This window comes from Tabrizicola flagellatus, assembly GCF_046295235.1.
GTDB classification, from domain to species: Bacteria; Pseudomonadota; Alphaproteobacteria; order Rhodobacterales; family Rhodobacteraceae; genus Tabrizicola; species Tabrizicola flagellata_A.
Map to the genome: position 1 here is coordinate 19,106 of NZ_JBKBLV010000008.1, position 15,289 is coordinate 34,394.

Sequence of the window (15,289 nt, forward strand, 5' to 3'; positions counted from 1 at the left end):
TCAGCCTATACTGTCCATTCAGATTTACAACTTGGCTTTTGTGCCGCAGGAAACAAGGCCGATTTGACTTCCCTGCGGCTGCATTAAGTGTAATCTTGTCCTGACACCTGCGCCCGGGGGATCGACTCATTTCCGTAGCCACGCTCAGCGTCTTCCGCTTTTCCACCCCGGCCAGCCGGCTTTGGGTGATCGGGCAGATGGCGCTTGCGCGGTCGCGCGGTCTCTGGACCGGGGCGCGGTTCGTGAAACTCTGCGGCTCTGGCACGGGCGAGGGCTTCACTCCGAAACCCAACTGGTCCGTCTGGGCGATCTTCGCGGTCTGGCCCGACCTGGCCCGCGCCCGCGACCATATCGCCACCCACAAGGTCATCACCCGCTGGCGCGCCCGCGCGACCGAGGACTGGACGGTGTTCCTTGCCCCCTTTTCGGCCCGGGGCAGCTGGGCCGGGGTCAACCCCCTGACCGACACGATCGACCGCGGGGCGCATCAGGGCCCCATCGCCGCCCTGACCCGCGCCACGGTCAAGCCGCAGCACGCCCCCGCCTTCTGGCGCCGCGTCCCCGACATCTCGGCCCGGATCGGCGCGGACCGGAACGTGTTGTTCAAGATCGGCATTGGCGAGGTTCCGCTTCTCCACCAGGTCACCTTCTCGATCTGGCCCGACGCCGCCCGGATGGCCGAATTCGCCCGCCACATGGGCCCCCACGCCGAGGCGATGAAGGCCGCCCGTGACAACGGCTGGTTCTCGGAAGAACTCTACGCCCGCTTCCATGTCCTTGAAACACAAGGCAAATGGAATGGCGCCGACCCGCTCGCCGGGGCCTGGGACGCAAGAAAGGACGCCGCATGACCGCGCTGCACCGCGACAAGGCCCCCGCGCAAGCCGCCACCGGCAAGCCGCCCTTCCCCTTCACCGCCATCGTCGGCCAGGACGACATGCGCCTTGCCATGGTCCTTACCGCCATCGACCCGATGATCGGCGGCGTTCTCGTCTTCGGCGACCGCGGCACCGGCAAATCGACCGCCGTCCGGGGCCTTGCCGCGCTCCTGCCCCCGATCCGCGCCGTCCGGTCCTGCCCGGTGAACAGCCCCGACCCCGCGCAATGCCCGGCCTGGGCCGAGATCCCTGATCCGGCGGTCATCGAGAAGCCCACGCCCGTCGTCGACCTTCCCCTTGGCGTCTCCGAGGACCGCGTCACCGGCGCGCTGGATGTCGAACGCGCCATCGCCGCAGGCGTCAAGGCCTTCGAGCCCGGCCTCCTCGCCCGCGCCAACCGGGGCTATCTCTACATCGACGAAGTCAACCTCCTCGAAGACCACATCGTCGATCTCCTCCTCGACGTGGCCCAGTCCGGCGAGAACGTGGTCGAACGCGACGGCCTGTCGATCCGCCACCCCGCCCGCTTCGTCCTCGTGGGCAGCGGCAACCCCGAGGAAGGCGACCTGAGGCCCCAGCTCCTCGACCGCTTCGGCCTTTCCGTCGAGGTCCGCTCCCCCCGCGACATCGCCACCCGCGTCGAGGTCGTGCTCCGCCGCGAGGCCTACGAAGCCGACCCCATCGCCTTTGCCGCCACCTGGGGGCCCGAGGAAGCCAGGCTGCGCATGACAATCCTGCAAGCCCGGGCCGCCCTGCCCAAGGTCCAGACGCCCCGCGCCGCGCTGGAAGACTGCGCTGCTCTCTGCATCGCGCTTGGCTCCGACGGCGTGCGGGGGGAACTCACCCTCCTCCGCGCCGCCCGGGCGCTGGCGGCCAGCGAAGCCGCTCCATCCGTCACCCGCGACCACCTCCGCCGCGTGGCCGGCATGTCCCTCGGCCACCGCCTCCGCCGCGACCCGCTGGACGAGGCCGGGGCATCGGACCGCGTCGCCCGCGCCGTCAGCGAAACGCTGCCCTGATGGACAGCTGGGCGCGCCTTTCCCTCGCGCTGCGCGTCCTCGCCGTCGATCCGGTGGGCCTTGGCGGCCTCTGGCTGCGCTCCCGCGCCGGCCCCGTCCGCGACATCGCCACGACCGCGCTGAGCGAAACCCCCTTCGACCGCCCCCAGCGCCGCCTCTCGGCCAGCATCGACGACCTCGCGCTTCTGGGCGGCGCAGACCCCGCGGCCACCCTCGCCGCAGGCCGCCCCGTCCACCGCCCGGGCCTCCTCGCCGACCCCGCACTCTTGATCCTACCCATGGCGGAATCCGCGCCCCCCTCCCTCACCGCCCGCCTCGCGCAAGCCCTCGACCGTGGCCAGCACGCCCTGATCGCCCTCGATGAGGCCGCCGAGGACGGCGAGGGCCTCCCCAGCAACCTCTCCGACCGCCTCGGCCTTTTCGTCACTCTCGACGGCACCCGCAGCCCCCGCATTCTCCCCAAACCCATCGGCCGGAGACGCCTCGCCAAGGCCCGCGCGCTCTACCCCCTTGTCACCCTCCCCGACGACCTGACCCAAGCCCTCGCCCAACTCGCCGCCCGCCTCGGCATCGCCTCGACCCGCGCCCTCCTCACCACCCGCCGCGCCGCCCGCGCCATCGCCGCGCTGGACGCCCGCCTCACAGTCACCGAAGACGACCTCATCGCAGCGTCAGGACTCGGCCTCGCCCACCGGGCGCTCACCGAGGCCGAAGCCCAACCCGATCAGCCCCCCGGACCACCGCCAGACCAACCCGACCAGCCGGTCCAGCAGCCGCAAGATCAGGACCTCCAGTCCCTCGCCGACCTCCTGATCGAGGCCGCCCAGGCCGCCCTCCCGCCCGACATCCTGGCGAAACTCCAGTCCGACCGCGCCACCCGCGCGGCCCGTGGCGCCTCCGGCACCGGCGCCGCCAAGGCGGGCAACCGCCGGGGCCGCCCGCTTCCCTCCCGCCCCGGCCGCCCTGACGGCCGCTCCCGCATCGACCTTGTCGCCACCCTGCGGCAGGCCGCCCCCTGGCAGGTCCTGCGCAAACGCAGCGACCCGCACGACCGCGCCCTGATCGTCCACCGCTCCGACCTGCGCCTCAAGCGCTACAAGGAGGTGTCCGACCGCGTCCTGATCTTCGTCGTCGACGCCTCCGGCTCCTCCGCCATGGCCCGCCTCGGCGAAGCCAAGGGGGCCGTCGAACTGATGCTCGCCCAGGCCTACAGCCGCCGCGACCACGTCGCCCTTGTGGTGCTGCGCGGACAACAGGCCGAACTGATCCTGCCGCCCACCCGCAGCCTGACCACCACCAAGGCGCGGCTGCGCGGCCTGCCGGGCGGCGGCGGCACCCCCCTCGCATCCGGCCTCGCCACGGCCTTGGACACCGCCCTTCGCGCCAGACGTCAAGGCATGACCCCCAGCCTCGCCCTTCTCACCGACGGCCGCGCCAACATCGCGCTTTCCGGCCAGCCCGACCGCGCCCAGGCGCAAGCCGACGCCGAACAGATCGCCACTGCCATCCGAGCCGCCGGCATCGCCGCCGTCACGCTGGATGTCGCCAACCGCCCGCAACCGGTGCTGGCCCAACTGTCCGGCGTGATGAACAGCCGCTACGTCCCCCTCCCCCGCGCCGACGCCCGGGCGATCGCTGCAACGCTGGCCTGAGATGACCCCCGCCGCGCTCCCCGCCGACTGGCCCTTCAAGGCCCAATCGAGCCTGATCACCGCGGGCCGCCATCGATTCTGGGTCGCCGACACCGGCCCGAAAGATGCTCCTGCGCTTCTCCTCCTCCACGGCACCGGAGCCTCCCTCCACAGCTTCCGCCGCACGATCCCACGGCTGTCACAGGCCTACCGCGTGATAGCCCCCGACCTCCCCGGCCACGGTGCTTCCGCCGAAGACTTCAGCGGACGCCTCAGCCTCGACGCGATGGCGCAGGACCTATGGACCCTGTGCGACACCCTGAAAATCCAACCGAAAGCCATCATCGGCCATTCCGCCGGCGCCGCCATCGGCCTGCGCATGGCCGAACTGCGCCCCGTCCCGCAGGTTATCGGCCTGAACGCCGCGCTCGGGGAATTCGACGGCGCCGCCGCCTTCCTGTTCCCGATCATCGCCAAGGGCCTTGCCACGCTCCCCTTCGCCGCGACCGCCATAACCGCCTTCTTCGGCCGCCCCGGCACGGTGGACCGCATCCTTGCCGGCACCGGCTCGCCCCTCGACCCCGAAGGCCGCGCGCAATACCTGAGGCTCGTCCGCGACCCCGACCATGTCACCGGCGCGCTTGGAATGATGGCCGACTGGCGGCTGCAACCCCTGCTGAACCGCCTGCCCCAGACGACCACGAACGTCACCCTGATCGCCAACGAAGGCGACCGCGCCGTCCCCGCGCAAGTCTCCATCGACGCGGCCAAGCGCATCCCCGGCGCAAAGCTGCACCTGCTGCCGAAGCTCGGCCATCTGGCCCATGAAGAAACGGAAGACGGCCTCTCAGCCCTGATCCTGGACACGCTCGCGCAAGCCGGATCAACCGCAACCCCGCCCCGGACTTGATCCGGGGCCTCCGGTCACCCTAGGAGGCCCCGGATCAAGTCCGGGGCGGGGCAACTCAGACTGAACCGGCGATTTCCGAAGCCCGGAAGATCATTGCCGCGTGCTTCTCAAGATAGATCCGCAGCCAGGGCGTAAACGCCTCCGGCTTCGCGGCAATTTCGGCCCGCAAGGCGTCCAGCGACAGCCAGCGCACCGCCTGCACCTCGTCGGGGTCAAGCTCCAGGTCCAGGGGCCAGCCAGCCTCGCCCACGAAGACCTCGACCACCTCATGCTCGATCAGGTTCTCCCGAACCCCCGGCACTTCGGCGCGATACTCCACCTGCCCGACATGCCGCAGCGCCAGCCCGGTGATCCCCAGTTCCTGCCCCAGCCGCCGCACCGCGCAGTCCGACGCGGCCTCGCCCCAGTTCGGATGCGTGCAGCAGGTGTTCGCCCAGAGCCCGGGCGTGTGATACTTCCCCGCCGCCCGCTGCTGGATCAGGATCTCAGACCCGCGCAGCACGAAGACCGACACCGCCGGATGCCGCAGACCCTGCCGGTGCACGGCAAGCTTGCCCACGGGCTGCAAGGCACCGTCGGGCCCCCAGGCCGGGATCGGCAGGTCGATCGGCTCCATCACGACCATTTTGGCGACACGACTCCCATCAGGTGCATCACGTTCTTCACCCCGATCTTCAGATGGGCCAGGGGACGCGCCGCAACAAGCTTCTTGTTCATGTAGGCCTCGAAGGTCAGCCTTTGCACGTCGAGGTCGTGGCAGAGACTCACGAACCGCTCGCGCCGGTCGTCGCTGCGATAATAGGCATTCTGCATCGACCGCAAGACCTTGAAGACGGTCCCGTGCTCCTTGAGGAACATCTTCCGCGCCATCTTCAGCTCGCTGGCCCGACCCGTCCGCAAAAAGGCCTGAGCCGCCGTCGCCGCCGCCCGCCCCCCCGCCATCGCGTAATAGATGCCCTCACCGGAAGACGGAGCCACCACCCCCGCCGCATCCCCGGCCAGCACAACGTCCCGGCCATTGTCCCAACGGTCCAACGGCTTCAGCGGGATCGGGGCGCCCTCGCGCCGGATCGTCTCGCAGTCGGACAACCCCGACATCGCGCGCAGGTCGGCCGTGGCCTTCTTCAGGTCCACCGCCCCGTCCTCGGTCCCCATGCCCACGGAGGCCTTGTCGCCATGCGGGAACACCCAGCCGTAGAAATCGGGGGAAATCTGCCCATCGTAAACGACATCACACCGCACCGGGTCATAGCCGGCATTGGCCGCCGGGGCCTTGATGATCTCATGGTAGGCAATGACATACGGGATCTTGTCGCCCCCAGGCACCTCGGCCCGCGCGACCCCTGATTTCGCCCCGTCCGCGCCGATCACGACGCGGGCCTGCGACCGCTGCTCTTGCCCCGAAGCCTTCTCGCGCCAGACGACATGGGTGCCCGCCGCATCCCGCTCAACCCGCAGGAAGGTCCCGGTCAGCCGCTCTGCCCCGACCATCCGCGCGCGGTCGCGCAGGAACTCGTCGAAATCCTCGCGGTCGACCATGCCGACATAGCCGCCCTCGATGTGGATATCCACGGCCCGCCCCGTGGGCGAGATCATCCGCGCCGTCCTGATCCGGGCCACGACCAGATGGTCCGGGATGTCGAAATCCCGGATCAGCCGGGGCGGGATCGCCCCGCCGCAGGGCTTGATCCGCCCGTCCCGGTCGAGAAGGGCCACCTTGTAGCCCGCCCGGGCCAGATCCTCGGCCGCCGTCGCGCCCGAAGGTCCACCGCCCACCACGAATGCGTCATACATGCCTATTCTCCCGGAACGAGGTTCGGCGCGGGCGCGCGCAGGCGGCCCCCGTCGATGATCCGCCAGGCCATCAGCCCGGCTGCGAGGAACAACAGCGCCTCCAACGCGAAGACGATCCCGAAGGCATTGGCGGTGGACCCCGCCAGCCGCAGCGCATCGACCAGCGCCGTGCCCGCGAACCCACCCAGCCCCTGAGCAATCGCCTGCGACGCCCCCCAGACGCCCATCCGGGTGCCCTCGCGCCCCGCACGCCCCTGACCCGCCAGCTGCATCATCGCCCCGATCGAGGCGATGGCGAACATGCCCGAGAACACGCCCAGCACCGCCACCGCAGGCATCAAGAGCCCGATCTGCAGTTGCCCCAGGGCCACGATCACCGCCAGCATGAAGGCCGACCCAAGGCAGCCGCCCACGACCCAAGCCCTGAGCGACCCGATCTTCAGCCCCGAAACGGCGATCCCGACCGCCAGCATGCCCACGAACATGCCGCCATGCTGCGCGCCGGACAGGCTGGTCGAGGCCCCCGGCGAATAGGCAAAAACCAACCCCGCATAGGGCTCGAGGATCAGCTCCTGCAGGAAGAAGGCCGTCATCGACAGGAAGATGAACAGGGTAAAGACCCGCGTCCGCTTCTCCGCCCAGACCTCGGCCAAACCCTGCCGCAAGGGCGTCTCATCCGGCATCCGCGCCGGAATCACCCGCCGCTCGATCCCCCAGATGGCCAGCGAGGTCAGCACCACCGCCCCCACCGTCACCACCGCGACAATCGCCATCAGCCGGGACGGAGAATACGGGTCCAGCAGCGCACCAATGACCCCGGATGTCACCGCGATCCCGAAGATCATCATCAGCCAGGTGATCGTCGCTGCCGCCGCCCTCCGGCCGGGGGCGCAACCGCTTGCCAGCAGCGCAAGCAGCGAGGTCCCCGAGGCCCCCGCCCCCATCCCGATCAGAAGATAGGCCAGCACGGACAGGACCAGCCCGACCCCATGCCCGGCAATGCCCAGCGCCACCAGCCAGGATGCCAGCGCCGCCCCCGCCGACAGCACCGCCATCCCGCCGATGATGAACCGCGTCCGGTTGCCCTGCGCGTCCGACAGGAAGCCCCAGCTCGGCCGAGTGATCTGCACGAAGGAATGCAGCGCCACCAGCGCCCCCGACAGCATCGCCGGCAGGGCGAGTTCCACGACCATCAGCCGGTTCAGCGTCGAGGTCGTCAGCACCACCACCGCGCCGATGCACAGCTGCACCAGCCCGAGCCTTACGATCTGAACCCAGGACAAGGTCATGCCAACCCCCGGATCGCAAAGGCAGAAATCATCATGCCGGTGACATAGAGCACCACGCCCGTCCCGTTGTACCAGGGCGCCTTGCCCTTCGGATCGCGGAACAGCACCCGCATCGCGGCCACCTGTGCGGCCAGCACCGCCAGCACCGCCAGCGCATGCCAGGGCTTGCCCCAGATCGCCAGCAGCGCCACCACTAGCACCTGCGCCATGCCCATCACCGTGCAGGCGATCTTCGCCGCGACCTCCGCCCCCAGCACCACGGGCAGAGAGCGCACCCCATGCTGCCGGTCGCCCTCCAGAGCCTTGAAATCGTTCAGCGTCATGATGCCATGCGCGCCAAATGCGTAAAGCCCCGCGATCATCACGTTCTCGAACCTGGGCGCCGTACCCAGCAGCACCGCCGCCCCGGTGAACCAGGGCAGGCCCTCGTAGCTCAGCCCCACCAGCCCCGGCCCCCACCAGCCCGACCGCTTCAGCCGCACCGGCTCCGCTGAATAGGCCCAGGCCGCGATGACCCCCACCACGGTCGCGCCAAAGCCCCAGGGCCCCAGAAGCCAACCCACCGCCAGCGACAGGACCGTCATCGCCAGCGCGATCCACACCCCCCAGCGCCCGGGGATCCGCCCCGAGGGGATCGGCCGGTCGGGTTCGTTGATCGCGTCCACATGCCGGTCGCACCAGTCGTTCGCGGCCTGGCTCATCCCGCAGACGATGGGGCCGGCCAGCACCATGCCTAAGAGGACGGTGGTCCAGTTCGCACCCAGGGGCACGCCCGAGGAGACCGCGCCACAGAGAAAGGCCCAGATCGGCGGGAACCAGGTGATCGGCTTTATCAGCCGCAGCATCGCGCGCGGCTCGGGCCAGCTGTGCGGGGGGTGGATGAGTGCGTCGCTCATGTGTCAATTAAACCTGACACGTTCGAGTCTGGCAAGGATTACATTGCCGCGCCCCGTGCCGCACCGCCGCGCATCGCGCCTCCCCTCCCCCCCGGTGGGGAGGGGATGGGGGTGGGGGGGCTAGCGTGGGGACAACTCGAACCGGCAGGCCGGATCGCCGCAGGCGCAACAGGCGGTCTCGCGCACCTCGACGCCCGGCCAGACGAGCCGCCCGTACAGCCTGCGGAACACCGCGACATGCCAGATGCACTGGGGGCTCTCCGCCCGCCAGCCCGCCACCAGCGGATTGCGCGCGACCGACAGCACCAGGGGCCGGGCCGCCTCAACCCGGAAGACCCCGGTCCCCGCGAAGGTCCAGGCATGCCGCGCGATCGCCTGCGTCAGGACCGCCGCGGCCAGGGCGCCCGGCATCAGCCGCAAGGCGCGCTGCGCCAGCTTCGGAATCCGGTGGGCCAGGATGTAATCCCCCGTCGCCGAGCCCGCCTCCTCCAGCAACTGCCCGGCGCAGGCAGACAGTCGCCGCAGCGCCTGATGCACCGCCGCGCAGTCGGCCTCGGGCAGCATCCCGGCCCCGCGCGGGGGACGGGGAACCCGCGCCTCGGCCAGCACGGCGGACAGAAGCGCCCCCTCCCCCCGCCGCTCCAGCACGTCCACCAGTTGCAGGATCGCGTTGGGGCCGATCCGGCCGGGGTCCATTACTCCGCCGGCTCCTGCATCTGCTCGCGCCCGCCACCGCAAGCCATCGGCCCAAGGTCCGGCACCGCGCGCTCCGCCGCACGGTCGTCCGAACGGGCCCTCATCTGCGCCTTCACCGCCGCCCGCCGCTCGGCCGCCTTCGCGGCCTTGTCGGCCGAGGCCTCCCAATCCGCCATCTGCGCCTCGGCGATGGTGCGCGAGGTATCGAACCCAAACTCCAGGTTGTCCCGCTTCACCGGCTTGAAATAGCCATGCTTGCCAAGGTCATAGAAGCTGCGCTGCACCCCGGCCTTCAGGAACGCCTTCAGGCAGCCGAGGAGATACCGCCGCCGGAACCCCGTCCCCCGCCAGGGGTAATGGAACAGCGCCTTCTTCATGTAGAAGCGGCGATAGTTTTTCAGCACCCCCTCCAACAGCGCCCCGCGGGTCATCGCGGCGGGCTTCATGATCGGCGTGACGAAATTGTATTTCGAGAAGTCGAACACCTCGACCTGATCGCGGATTTCCTGGAACAGCGGAGTGAACGGCCAGGGCGTATACATCGACCAGTTCGCCAGGTCCGGCTGCCAGTCCCAGGCCATCCGGTAGGTCTCTTCCAGCGTCTCCGGCGTCTCGTTGTCGAGGCCGACGATGAACTGCGCCTCGGTGAAGATGTCCGCCTCGCGCAGAAGCCGGATCGCTTCCTTGTTCTCCTCGACCTTGGTCTCCTTGTTGAACAGGTCCAGCTTCAACTGCGCCGCGGCCTCGGTCCCCAAGGACACATGCACCAGCCCGGCCTCGCGGTAGAACTTCAAGAGATCCCGGTCGCGGTAGATGTCCGTCACCCGCGTGTTGATCCCCCATTTCACCCGCTTGTTGAGACCCCGGTCGATCAGCTCCTGGCAGAACTCCACGAACTTCTTCTTGTTGATGGTCGGCTCCTCGTCGGCCAGGATGAAGAAGCCCACGCCATGATCCGTCACCAGCCGCTCGATCTCGTCGGCGACCTTCTTCGGGTCCCGAACCCGATAGTCGCGCCAGAACTTCCATTGCGAACAGAACGAACAGGTGAACGGGCACCCCCGCGCCATGTTCGGGATCGCGACCTTCACGCCCAGGGGGATGTAGATGTAGCTGTCCCAGTCCAGGATCGACCAGTCGGGATCAATCCCGTCCAGGTCCTTGACGGTGGAGGCGGCTTGCGTCGCCACGATCTCTTCACCGTCTATGAACGCCAAACCCTTGATCTTGCGCTTGTCCGTTGGCCAGCGGCCATCCCGCACCGCCTCAGCCAGCGCCACCATGATCTCTTCGCCCTCGCCCCGGACGATCACGTCCACCCAGGGCGCCTCGGACAGGACCTGCCGGAACATGAAGGTCGCGTGCACGCCGCCCAGCACCCGCAAGGCGCCCGGCACCACCTCCTGCGCGATGCGCAAGACTTCCTCCGCCTCATAGATCGAGGGTGTGATCGAGGTCACTCCCACGATGTCCGGCTGCAATTCGGCCAGCTTCGCGCGCAGCACCTCCGGCCCCAGGTGATAGGTCATCGCGTCGAGGAAATGGATGTCCTGAAACCCCGACCGCTTCAGGCTGCCCGCCAGATAGGCGACCCAGGCCGGCGGCCAGTTCCCCGCGATCTCGGCGCCGCCGGAGTGATAGTTCGGATGGATGAAGACGATACGCATGGCGGCCCCTTCTATGCCAAGGCACCCGCCGGGAGCAGCGGTGTCAATCCAGATTGACAGATTTCCGTCAGCGCGACTTGACCCAGATCAAGCCTGGTCGCCGGTTTCCTTGTTCAGGATGCCGAACTTGCGCAGCTTCACATAGAGCGACTGGCGCGACAGGCTCAGAAGCTCGGCCGCCGCCGCGCGGTTGTTGCCGGACATTTCCAGCGCCGCCTCGATGCACATCTTCTCGATGATCTCGGTCGTCTCGTCCACGATCTCCTTCAGCGTGGAATAACCGACCAGCCGCATCACGTTGCGCAGGCCCTCGTTCTCGGCGCCGGGGGCCGAGGGCCAGACGATGCTGTCCTTCACGACCGAATCCCGGGCCACGATGGCGATGATCTGCTTGCCGCGATCCTGGAACAGCGTGGCCGACAGTTCGACCGACACCTCGCCCATGTAATCCGTGTTCAGCCGGGTACGATAGTGCCGCAGGTGGCCCAGCCGCCTGACGTTGTCCAGAAGCACCTTCAGGTCCACCGCGCCGCGCGACAGGAAATCGGAGAAGGCCCGGTCGATCACCACCGACTGGCTGTGGCTGTCCGTCAGGTTCAGGAAGGCCTCGTTCGCGGCCTTGATCATCCCGTTGCCATCCAGGAACACGATGGCATCGGTGCCCTTCTCGAACAGGTTCTGCAACATCAGGCTGCGGTCGCCTTCCTGCGACTGCGCGCTTTCCGACAGGCCGATCCGGCACAGCAGCAGCCGGTCGCGCGCGGCCCGGAACAGCTTGGCGTTGATCTTCACCCGCTGCGCGGTGCGGCGGACGGTCAGATCCAGATAGCTGTTCGCGTCGCTGGTCGCGTTGCGCGACAGGGACTCGATCAGTTCGCCGCGCCTGCGGCCGTCGAACTCCTGCGCGACGGGAGAATTCAGAAGATCGTTCCGCGCCGCCCCCAGAAGCCGCGCGGCCGAACTGTTCAGATCGACGATTCGCCCCGTGGTCTCGGACACGATCAGAAGCGGGAAGGAATTCTCCTCCATCAGCACCCGATACCGCGTTTCCAGTTCGCGCTGCGCCTCGTGGTCGCGCCCGATCGCGCGGTGGGCCAGCACCAGTTGCTGCTGCACCTCGGCCAGCGGGCGCAGGTCGCGGCCCATCATCAGGATACGGTCCTGCCAGCCGCGCAGGACATAGCGTACCGGAAACTCGTACTGCACCTGCCCGGCATGGTTCAGCTCCATCGCCGGACCCTCGTCGGGCTGATCCAGCCGCGGGCCGAGCTTGGCCCAGCTTTCCTCGGAGAAAAGCGATTGCAACGGGCGACCGACCCAGTCCGTCGCAAGCCCGGCCAGCCCAGCCTGCGGATTGGCGGCGACATACTCGACCTTGCGGTCGCGTCCGACGACGATCGTCAGGTCGGACGCAGCCCCGACCAGGTCCAGGACGGCCTGGACCTCGCCGGACAGGGCCGCATCGCCCGAACCAATGTCACCGTGACGCTTCAACTCCGTCCCCTTTCCCGGAAGATGGTCGGCGCAGCTTTAGGGCCTTGCGGCCCCCCCGATCAAGCATCAGGTCCTCCTTGCAGACATCAAATTCCGCAAGCAGGGCAGAAACGTCGCGCAGAACGCGGTCGGCACCCGTGTCGCGCAACAAGCCGTCATCCGGAACCGGGATCGAACCTCCCACGAAAATGCACATCTCTCCGCGCGACAGCAGTCGCAGCGTCCGCACCAGCGCGATCCCCGACTCAAGCGCAGCGGTGCAGCCCATCGACACCAGCGCCAGCTGGAAGCAGTTGGCCGACAAAAGCTGGGTCAGGTCCGCCGGAACCGGCGCCACCCGGACCACGACGCCGAACCCCGCCGAGCGCAGTTGCAGCGCCAGGACATAGGCACCCAGCGTGTGCTGCTCGGCCTCGGCCACGAGTACCAGCGCGGCGGGTCCGGAGACCGGGCTTGCCACATCCAGAACCTCGTCAATCCGCCGCACAAGGTCATGCAGCCGCTCGGTCCGGATGGTGACATCGACGAAGCTGACCCGGTCTGCCTGCCACTGCTCGCCAAGAAGCCGCGCCGCCTCGGGCACATAACCGCAGGCGACGGCGGACGGCTCGACGCGCAACTGGACCATGGCGTCCAGAGCCTGCGCCGCATCGAAGGCCCCTTCGCCGGCGAGAAGCTGCATGAACAGATCCAGATGCTCGCGTCTGACCTGAACGTCCTGAGAGCCGCGCACAGAGACCAAACGGTTCAGCGCCTCCCGCGCAAGGCCGGCAAAGGTATCATGACCACAGTCGACCTCGGCAATTCCGTTGTCTCGCATCGGCAACCCTTCCGTGCGGTGGCGCTGATGCCCGGCCACGTTAGCATTGCCTTCCGGCAATGAGAAGCCTGCGACTCGCGTATCCCATGACACTCCAATCCGCATCACATGTCCACATAAATTGACACCCGCCATCCCCTAACCGACCAGATTCCAGTCAAGACACTGTTTTATTTTAATTTTTCTGGCAACCTTTCCGGCCGAAGCCTTTCCGATCTGGCTGGTCGCGCATGCTTCTGGCTCGCGAAAGAGTGTAAATTTACATTGACAGACAATGCCGCCTGACTAGGTTGGATGTCAATGTTGATGAACTTGAGGCGTTAGGATGTCCGCGACTGCCTCTGCCCCGCGCCCCCGCCCGCTGTACACACCCAGCCAGCGTGCCCGGCGCGATGCGACCGTCTGGACCCTGGTCCAGGGCGTGCTTGCACCGGTGCAGTTCCTGGTCTGCGCCGTATCGCTGGGCCTCGTCCTGCGCTATCTCGCGACGGGCGAAGGCTACGCCGCCGCGACCGTCTCGATCCTCGCCAAGACCGCGCTCCTCTACACGATCATGGTCACCGGCGCGATCTGGGAGAAGGTGGTCTTCGGCCAGTACCTCTTTGCCCCGGCCTTCTTCTGGGAGGATGTGGTCAGCTTCGCCGTCATCGGGCTGCACAGCCTCTATCTGTACGGCCTGCTTACGGGCTTCCTGACGCCGCACCAGCTGATGGCGGTCACGCTCGCGGCCTATGCGACCTATTTCGTCAACGCGACCCAGTTCCTTCTCAAGCTGCGCCGCGCCCGTCTGGACACATCCGAACCGGAGGGCCAGCCGGCATGAGCCTCGACACCCCCACCACCGGCTGCCTGCACGCCCCCGTCCTGCGCGAGCGCGGCCAGCGCGAGGTGTTCTGCGGCCTCACCGGGATCATCTGGCTGCATCGCAAGATGCAGGACGCCTTCTTCCTCGTCGTGGGCAGCCGCACCTGCGCGCATCTCCTGCAATCGGCCGCCGGGGTGATGATATTCGCCGAGCCGCGCTTCGGCACCGCGATCCTGGAAGAGAAGGACCTCGCCGGCCTTGCCGATGCCCATGTCGAACTTGAGCGCGAGGTCGAACGCCTCCTTTCCCGCCGCCCCGACATCCGCCAGCTCTTCCTCGTCGGCTCCTGCCCGTCCGAGGTCATCAAGCTTGACCTCTCCCGCACCGCCGAACGGCTGAATGCCCGCCACGGGCCCTCGGTCCGGGTCTACAACTACTCGGGCTCGGGCATCGAGACGACCTTCACGCAAGGAGAGGATGCCTGCCTTGCCGCGATGGTGCCGGGGCTGGAGGAAACCGCCGAGGCGAACCTCCTCATCGTCGGCGCCCTGCCCGACGTGGTCGAGGATCAGTGCCTGTCGCTCCTCACCGCCATGGGCCTCCGCAACGTGGCGTTCCTGCCCTCCCGCCGCGCCTCCGGCGCGCCGAAGGTCGGCCCCAACACCCGTTTCGTCCTGACCCAGCCCTTCCTGGCCGACACCGCCCACGCCCTCGAAGGCCGGGGCGCCGAGCGCATTGCCGCCCCCTTCCCCTTCGGCGAGGAAGGCACCACCGACTGGCTCCGCGCCGTCGCCAAGACCCACGGCGTGACGCTGGAAACCTTCGAGACCGTCACCGCCGCCCCGCGTGCCCGCGCCCGCAAGGCCGTCGCCGCCCACGCGGAAACCCTGCGCGACAAGACCCTGTTCATGTTCCCCGACAGCCAGCTGGAAATCCCGCTCGCCCGGTTTCTCGCCCGTGAATGCGGGATGGTCCCGGTCGAGGTCGGCACCCCCTACCTCCACCGCGGCCTGATGGAACCGGAACTCGCGCTTCTGCCCAACACGGTGCTGTCCGAAGGCCAGGACGTGGACGCCCAGCTTGACCGCCACGCCGCGCTCAACCCCGACCTCACCGTCTGCGGCCTGGGTCTTGCGAACCCGCTCGAGGCCGCCGGCCACGCAACGAAATGGGCGATCGAACTGGTCTTCACGCCAGTCCATTTCTACGAACAGGCCGGCGACCTTGCGGGCCTCTTCTCCCGCCCCCTCCGCCGGCGCGCGCTGCTTCAGGGGGCCGCAGGATGACCCCTCTTCGGCACGCCCCCCACCCCCATCCCCTCCCCACCGGGGGGAGGGGAGCCGCCTGCCGCATCCGGTCCGCGAAGACCGCCGCAACCCGCGCCTCCCTC

Annotated in this window: 14 protein-coding genes; 6 read left to right on the forward strand and 8 right to left on the reverse strand. The window is 68.4% G+C overall.

Going from position 1 to position 15,289, the window contains the following annotated elements; translation table 11 throughout:
• Positions 1-128 precede the first annotated feature (128 nt).
• From crtA to bchO, 4 genes are read left to right on the forward strand one after another with little or no spacing between them, the layout of a single operon-like run.
• The gene (crtA, locus tag ACK4IU_RS04730; protein WP_409732347.1) at positions 129-851 is read left to right on the forward strand and encodes a spheroidene monooxygenase; all 723 of its coding nucleotides are present in this window, start codon (positions 129-131) and stop codon (positions 849-851) included.
• Complete coding sequence (bchI, locus tag ACK4IU_RS04735; RefSeq protein WP_409732172.1) at positions 848-1,897, forward strand: magnesium chelatase ATPase subunit I; 1,050 nt, start codon at positions 848-850, stop codon at positions 1,895-1,897. The genes crtA and bchI overlap by 4 nt, the downstream gene beginning before the upstream one ends.
• Positions 1,897-3,549, forward strand: coding sequence for a magnesium chelatase subunit D (locus tag ACK4IU_RS04740; protein WP_409732174.1), 1,653 nt, complete (start codon positions 1,897-1,899; stop codon positions 3,547-3,549). Before bchI ends, ACK4IU_RS04740 begins: the two co-directional genes overlap by 1 nt.
• 1 nt (position 3,550) lies before the next feature.
• On the forward strand, positions 3,551-4,438 hold the full coding sequence (gene bchO, locus ACK4IU_RS04745; protein ID WP_409732176.1) for an alpha/beta fold hydrolase BchO: 888 nt from the start codon (positions 3,551-3,553) through the stop codon (positions 4,436-4,438).
• A 55-nt stretch (positions 4,439-4,493) separates the two neighbouring features.
• Here bchO and idi read toward each other — a convergent pair whose 3' ends face one another.
• The 8 genes from idi to ACK4IU_RS04785 all read right to left on the reverse strand — a co-directional run bounded on the left by idi (position 4,494) and on the right by ACK4IU_RS04785 (position 13,094).
• Positions 4,494-5,054: an isopentenyl-diphosphate delta-isomerase gene (gene idi, locus ACK4IU_RS04750; RefSeq protein WP_409732349.1), complete on the reverse strand. Its 561-nt coding sequence runs from the start codon at positions 5,052-5,054 to the stop codon at positions 4,494-4,496.
• The gene (locus ACK4IU_RS04755) at positions 5,054-6,232 is read right to left on the reverse strand and encodes a geranylgeranyl diphosphate reductase (protein ID WP_409732178.1); all 1,179 of its coding nucleotides are present in this window, start codon (positions 6,230-6,232) and stop codon (positions 5,054-5,056) included. Before ACK4IU_RS04755 ends, idi begins: the two co-directional genes overlap by 1 nt.
• Before the next feature lie 2 nt (positions 6,233-6,234).
• On the reverse strand, positions 6,235-7,521 hold the full coding sequence (locus ACK4IU_RS04760) for a BCD family MFS transporter (RefSeq protein ID WP_409732180.1): 1,287 nt from the start codon (positions 7,519-7,521) through the stop codon (positions 6,235-6,237).
• On the reverse strand, positions 7,518-8,417 hold the full coding sequence (chlG, locus tag ACK4IU_RS04765) for a chlorophyll synthase ChlG (protein ID WP_409732182.1): 900 nt from the start codon (positions 8,415-8,417) through the stop codon (positions 7,518-7,520). The genes ACK4IU_RS04760 and chlG overlap by 4 nt, the downstream gene beginning before the upstream one ends.
• 120 nt (positions 8,418-8,537) lie before the next feature.
• Positions 8,538-9,113, reverse strand: coding sequence for a bacteriochlorophyll 4-vinyl reductase (bchJ, locus tag ACK4IU_RS04770; RefSeq protein WP_409732184.1), 576 nt, complete (start codon positions 9,111-9,113; stop codon positions 8,538-8,540).
• Positions 9,113-10,780, reverse strand: a complete 1,668-nt coding sequence (bchE, locus tag ACK4IU_RS04775; RefSeq protein ID WP_409732186.1) for a magnesium-protoporphyrin IX monomethyl ester anaerobic oxidative cyclase — start codon at positions 10,778-10,780, stop codon at positions 9,113-9,115. The genes bchJ and bchE overlap by 1 nt, the downstream gene beginning before the upstream one ends.
• 87 nt (positions 10,781-10,867) lie before the next feature.
• Complete coding sequence (ppsR, locus tag ACK4IU_RS04780) at positions 10,868-12,274, reverse strand: transcriptional regulator PpsR (protein WP_409732188.1); 1,407 nt, start codon at positions 12,272-12,274, stop codon at positions 10,868-10,870.
• The gene (locus ACK4IU_RS04785; protein ID WP_409732190.1) at positions 12,258-13,094 is read right to left on the reverse strand and encodes a hypothetical protein; all 837 of its coding nucleotides are present in this window, start codon (positions 13,092-13,094) and stop codon (positions 12,258-12,260) included. The genes ppsR and ACK4IU_RS04785 overlap by 17 nt, the downstream gene beginning before the upstream one ends.
• Before the next feature lie 325 nt (positions 13,095-13,419).
• Between ACK4IU_RS04785 and bchF the strand changes: the two genes are divergently transcribed.
• Together bchF and ACK4IU_RS04795 are read left to right on the forward strand one after the other, a co-directional pair.
• On the forward strand, positions 13,420-13,917 hold the full coding sequence (gene bchF, locus ACK4IU_RS04790; protein WP_409732192.1) for a 2-vinyl bacteriochlorophyllide hydratase: 498 nt from the start codon (positions 13,420-13,422) through the stop codon (positions 13,915-13,917).
• Positions 13,914-15,185, forward strand: coding sequence for a ferredoxin:protochlorophyllide reductase (ATP-dependent) subunit N (locus ACK4IU_RS04795; RefSeq protein WP_409732194.1), 1,272 nt, complete (start codon positions 13,914-13,916; stop codon positions 15,183-15,185). Before bchF ends, ACK4IU_RS04795 begins: the two co-directional genes overlap by 4 nt.
• Positions 15,186-15,289 lie beyond the last annotated feature (104 nt).

What these genes read in the sequence shown, in the direction of transcription:
- bchE (WP_409732186.1), bottom strand. Translation starts at nt 10,780, where the DNA reads ATGCGTATCGTCTTCATCCATCCGAACTATCACTCCGGCGGCGCCGAG.
- idi (WP_409732349.1), bottom strand. Translation starts at nt 5,054, where the DNA reads ATGGAGCCGATCGACCTGCCGATCCCGGCCTGGGGGCCCGACGGTGCC.
- ACK4IU_RS04740 (WP_409732174.1), top strand. Translation starts at nt 1,897, where the DNA reads ATGGACAGCTGGGCGCGCCTTTCCCTCGCGCTGCGCGTCCTCGCCGTC.
- bchJ (WP_409732184.1), bottom strand. Translation starts at nt 9,113, where the DNA reads ATGGACCCCGGCCGGATCGGCCCCAACGCGATCCTGCAACTGGTGGAC.
- bchO (WP_409732176.1), top strand. Translation starts at nt 3,551, where the DNA reads ATGACCCCCGCCGCGCTCCCCGCCGACTGGCCCTTCAAGGCCCAATCG.
- ACK4IU_RS04760 (WP_409732180.1), bottom strand. Translation starts at nt 7,521, where the DNA reads ATGACCTTGTCCTGGGTTCAGATCGTAAGGCTCGGGCTGGTGCAGCTG.
- ACK4IU_RS04795 (WP_409732194.1), top strand. Translation starts at nt 13,914, where the DNA reads ATGAGCCTCGACACCCCCACCACCGGCTGCCTGCACGCCCCCGTCCTG.
- bchI (WP_409732172.1), top strand. Translation starts at nt 848, where the DNA reads ATGACCGCGCTGCACCGCGACAAGGCCCCCGCGCAAGCCGCCACCGGC.
- chlG (WP_409732182.1), bottom strand. Translation starts at nt 8,417, where the DNA reads ATGAGCGACGCACTCATCCACCCCCCGCACAGCTGGCCCGAGCCGCGC.
- ACK4IU_RS04785 (WP_409732190.1), bottom strand. Translation starts at nt 13,094, where the DNA reads ATGCGAGACAACGGAATTGCCGAGGTCGACTGTGGTCATGATACCTTT.
- ACK4IU_RS04755 (WP_409732178.1), bottom strand. Translation starts at nt 6,232, where the DNA reads ATGTATGACGCATTCGTGGTGGGCGGTGGACCTTCGGGCGCGACGGCG.
- bchF (WP_409732192.1), top strand. Translation starts at nt 13,420, where the DNA reads ATGTCCGCGACTGCCTCTGCCCCGCGCCCCCGCCCGCTGTACACACCC.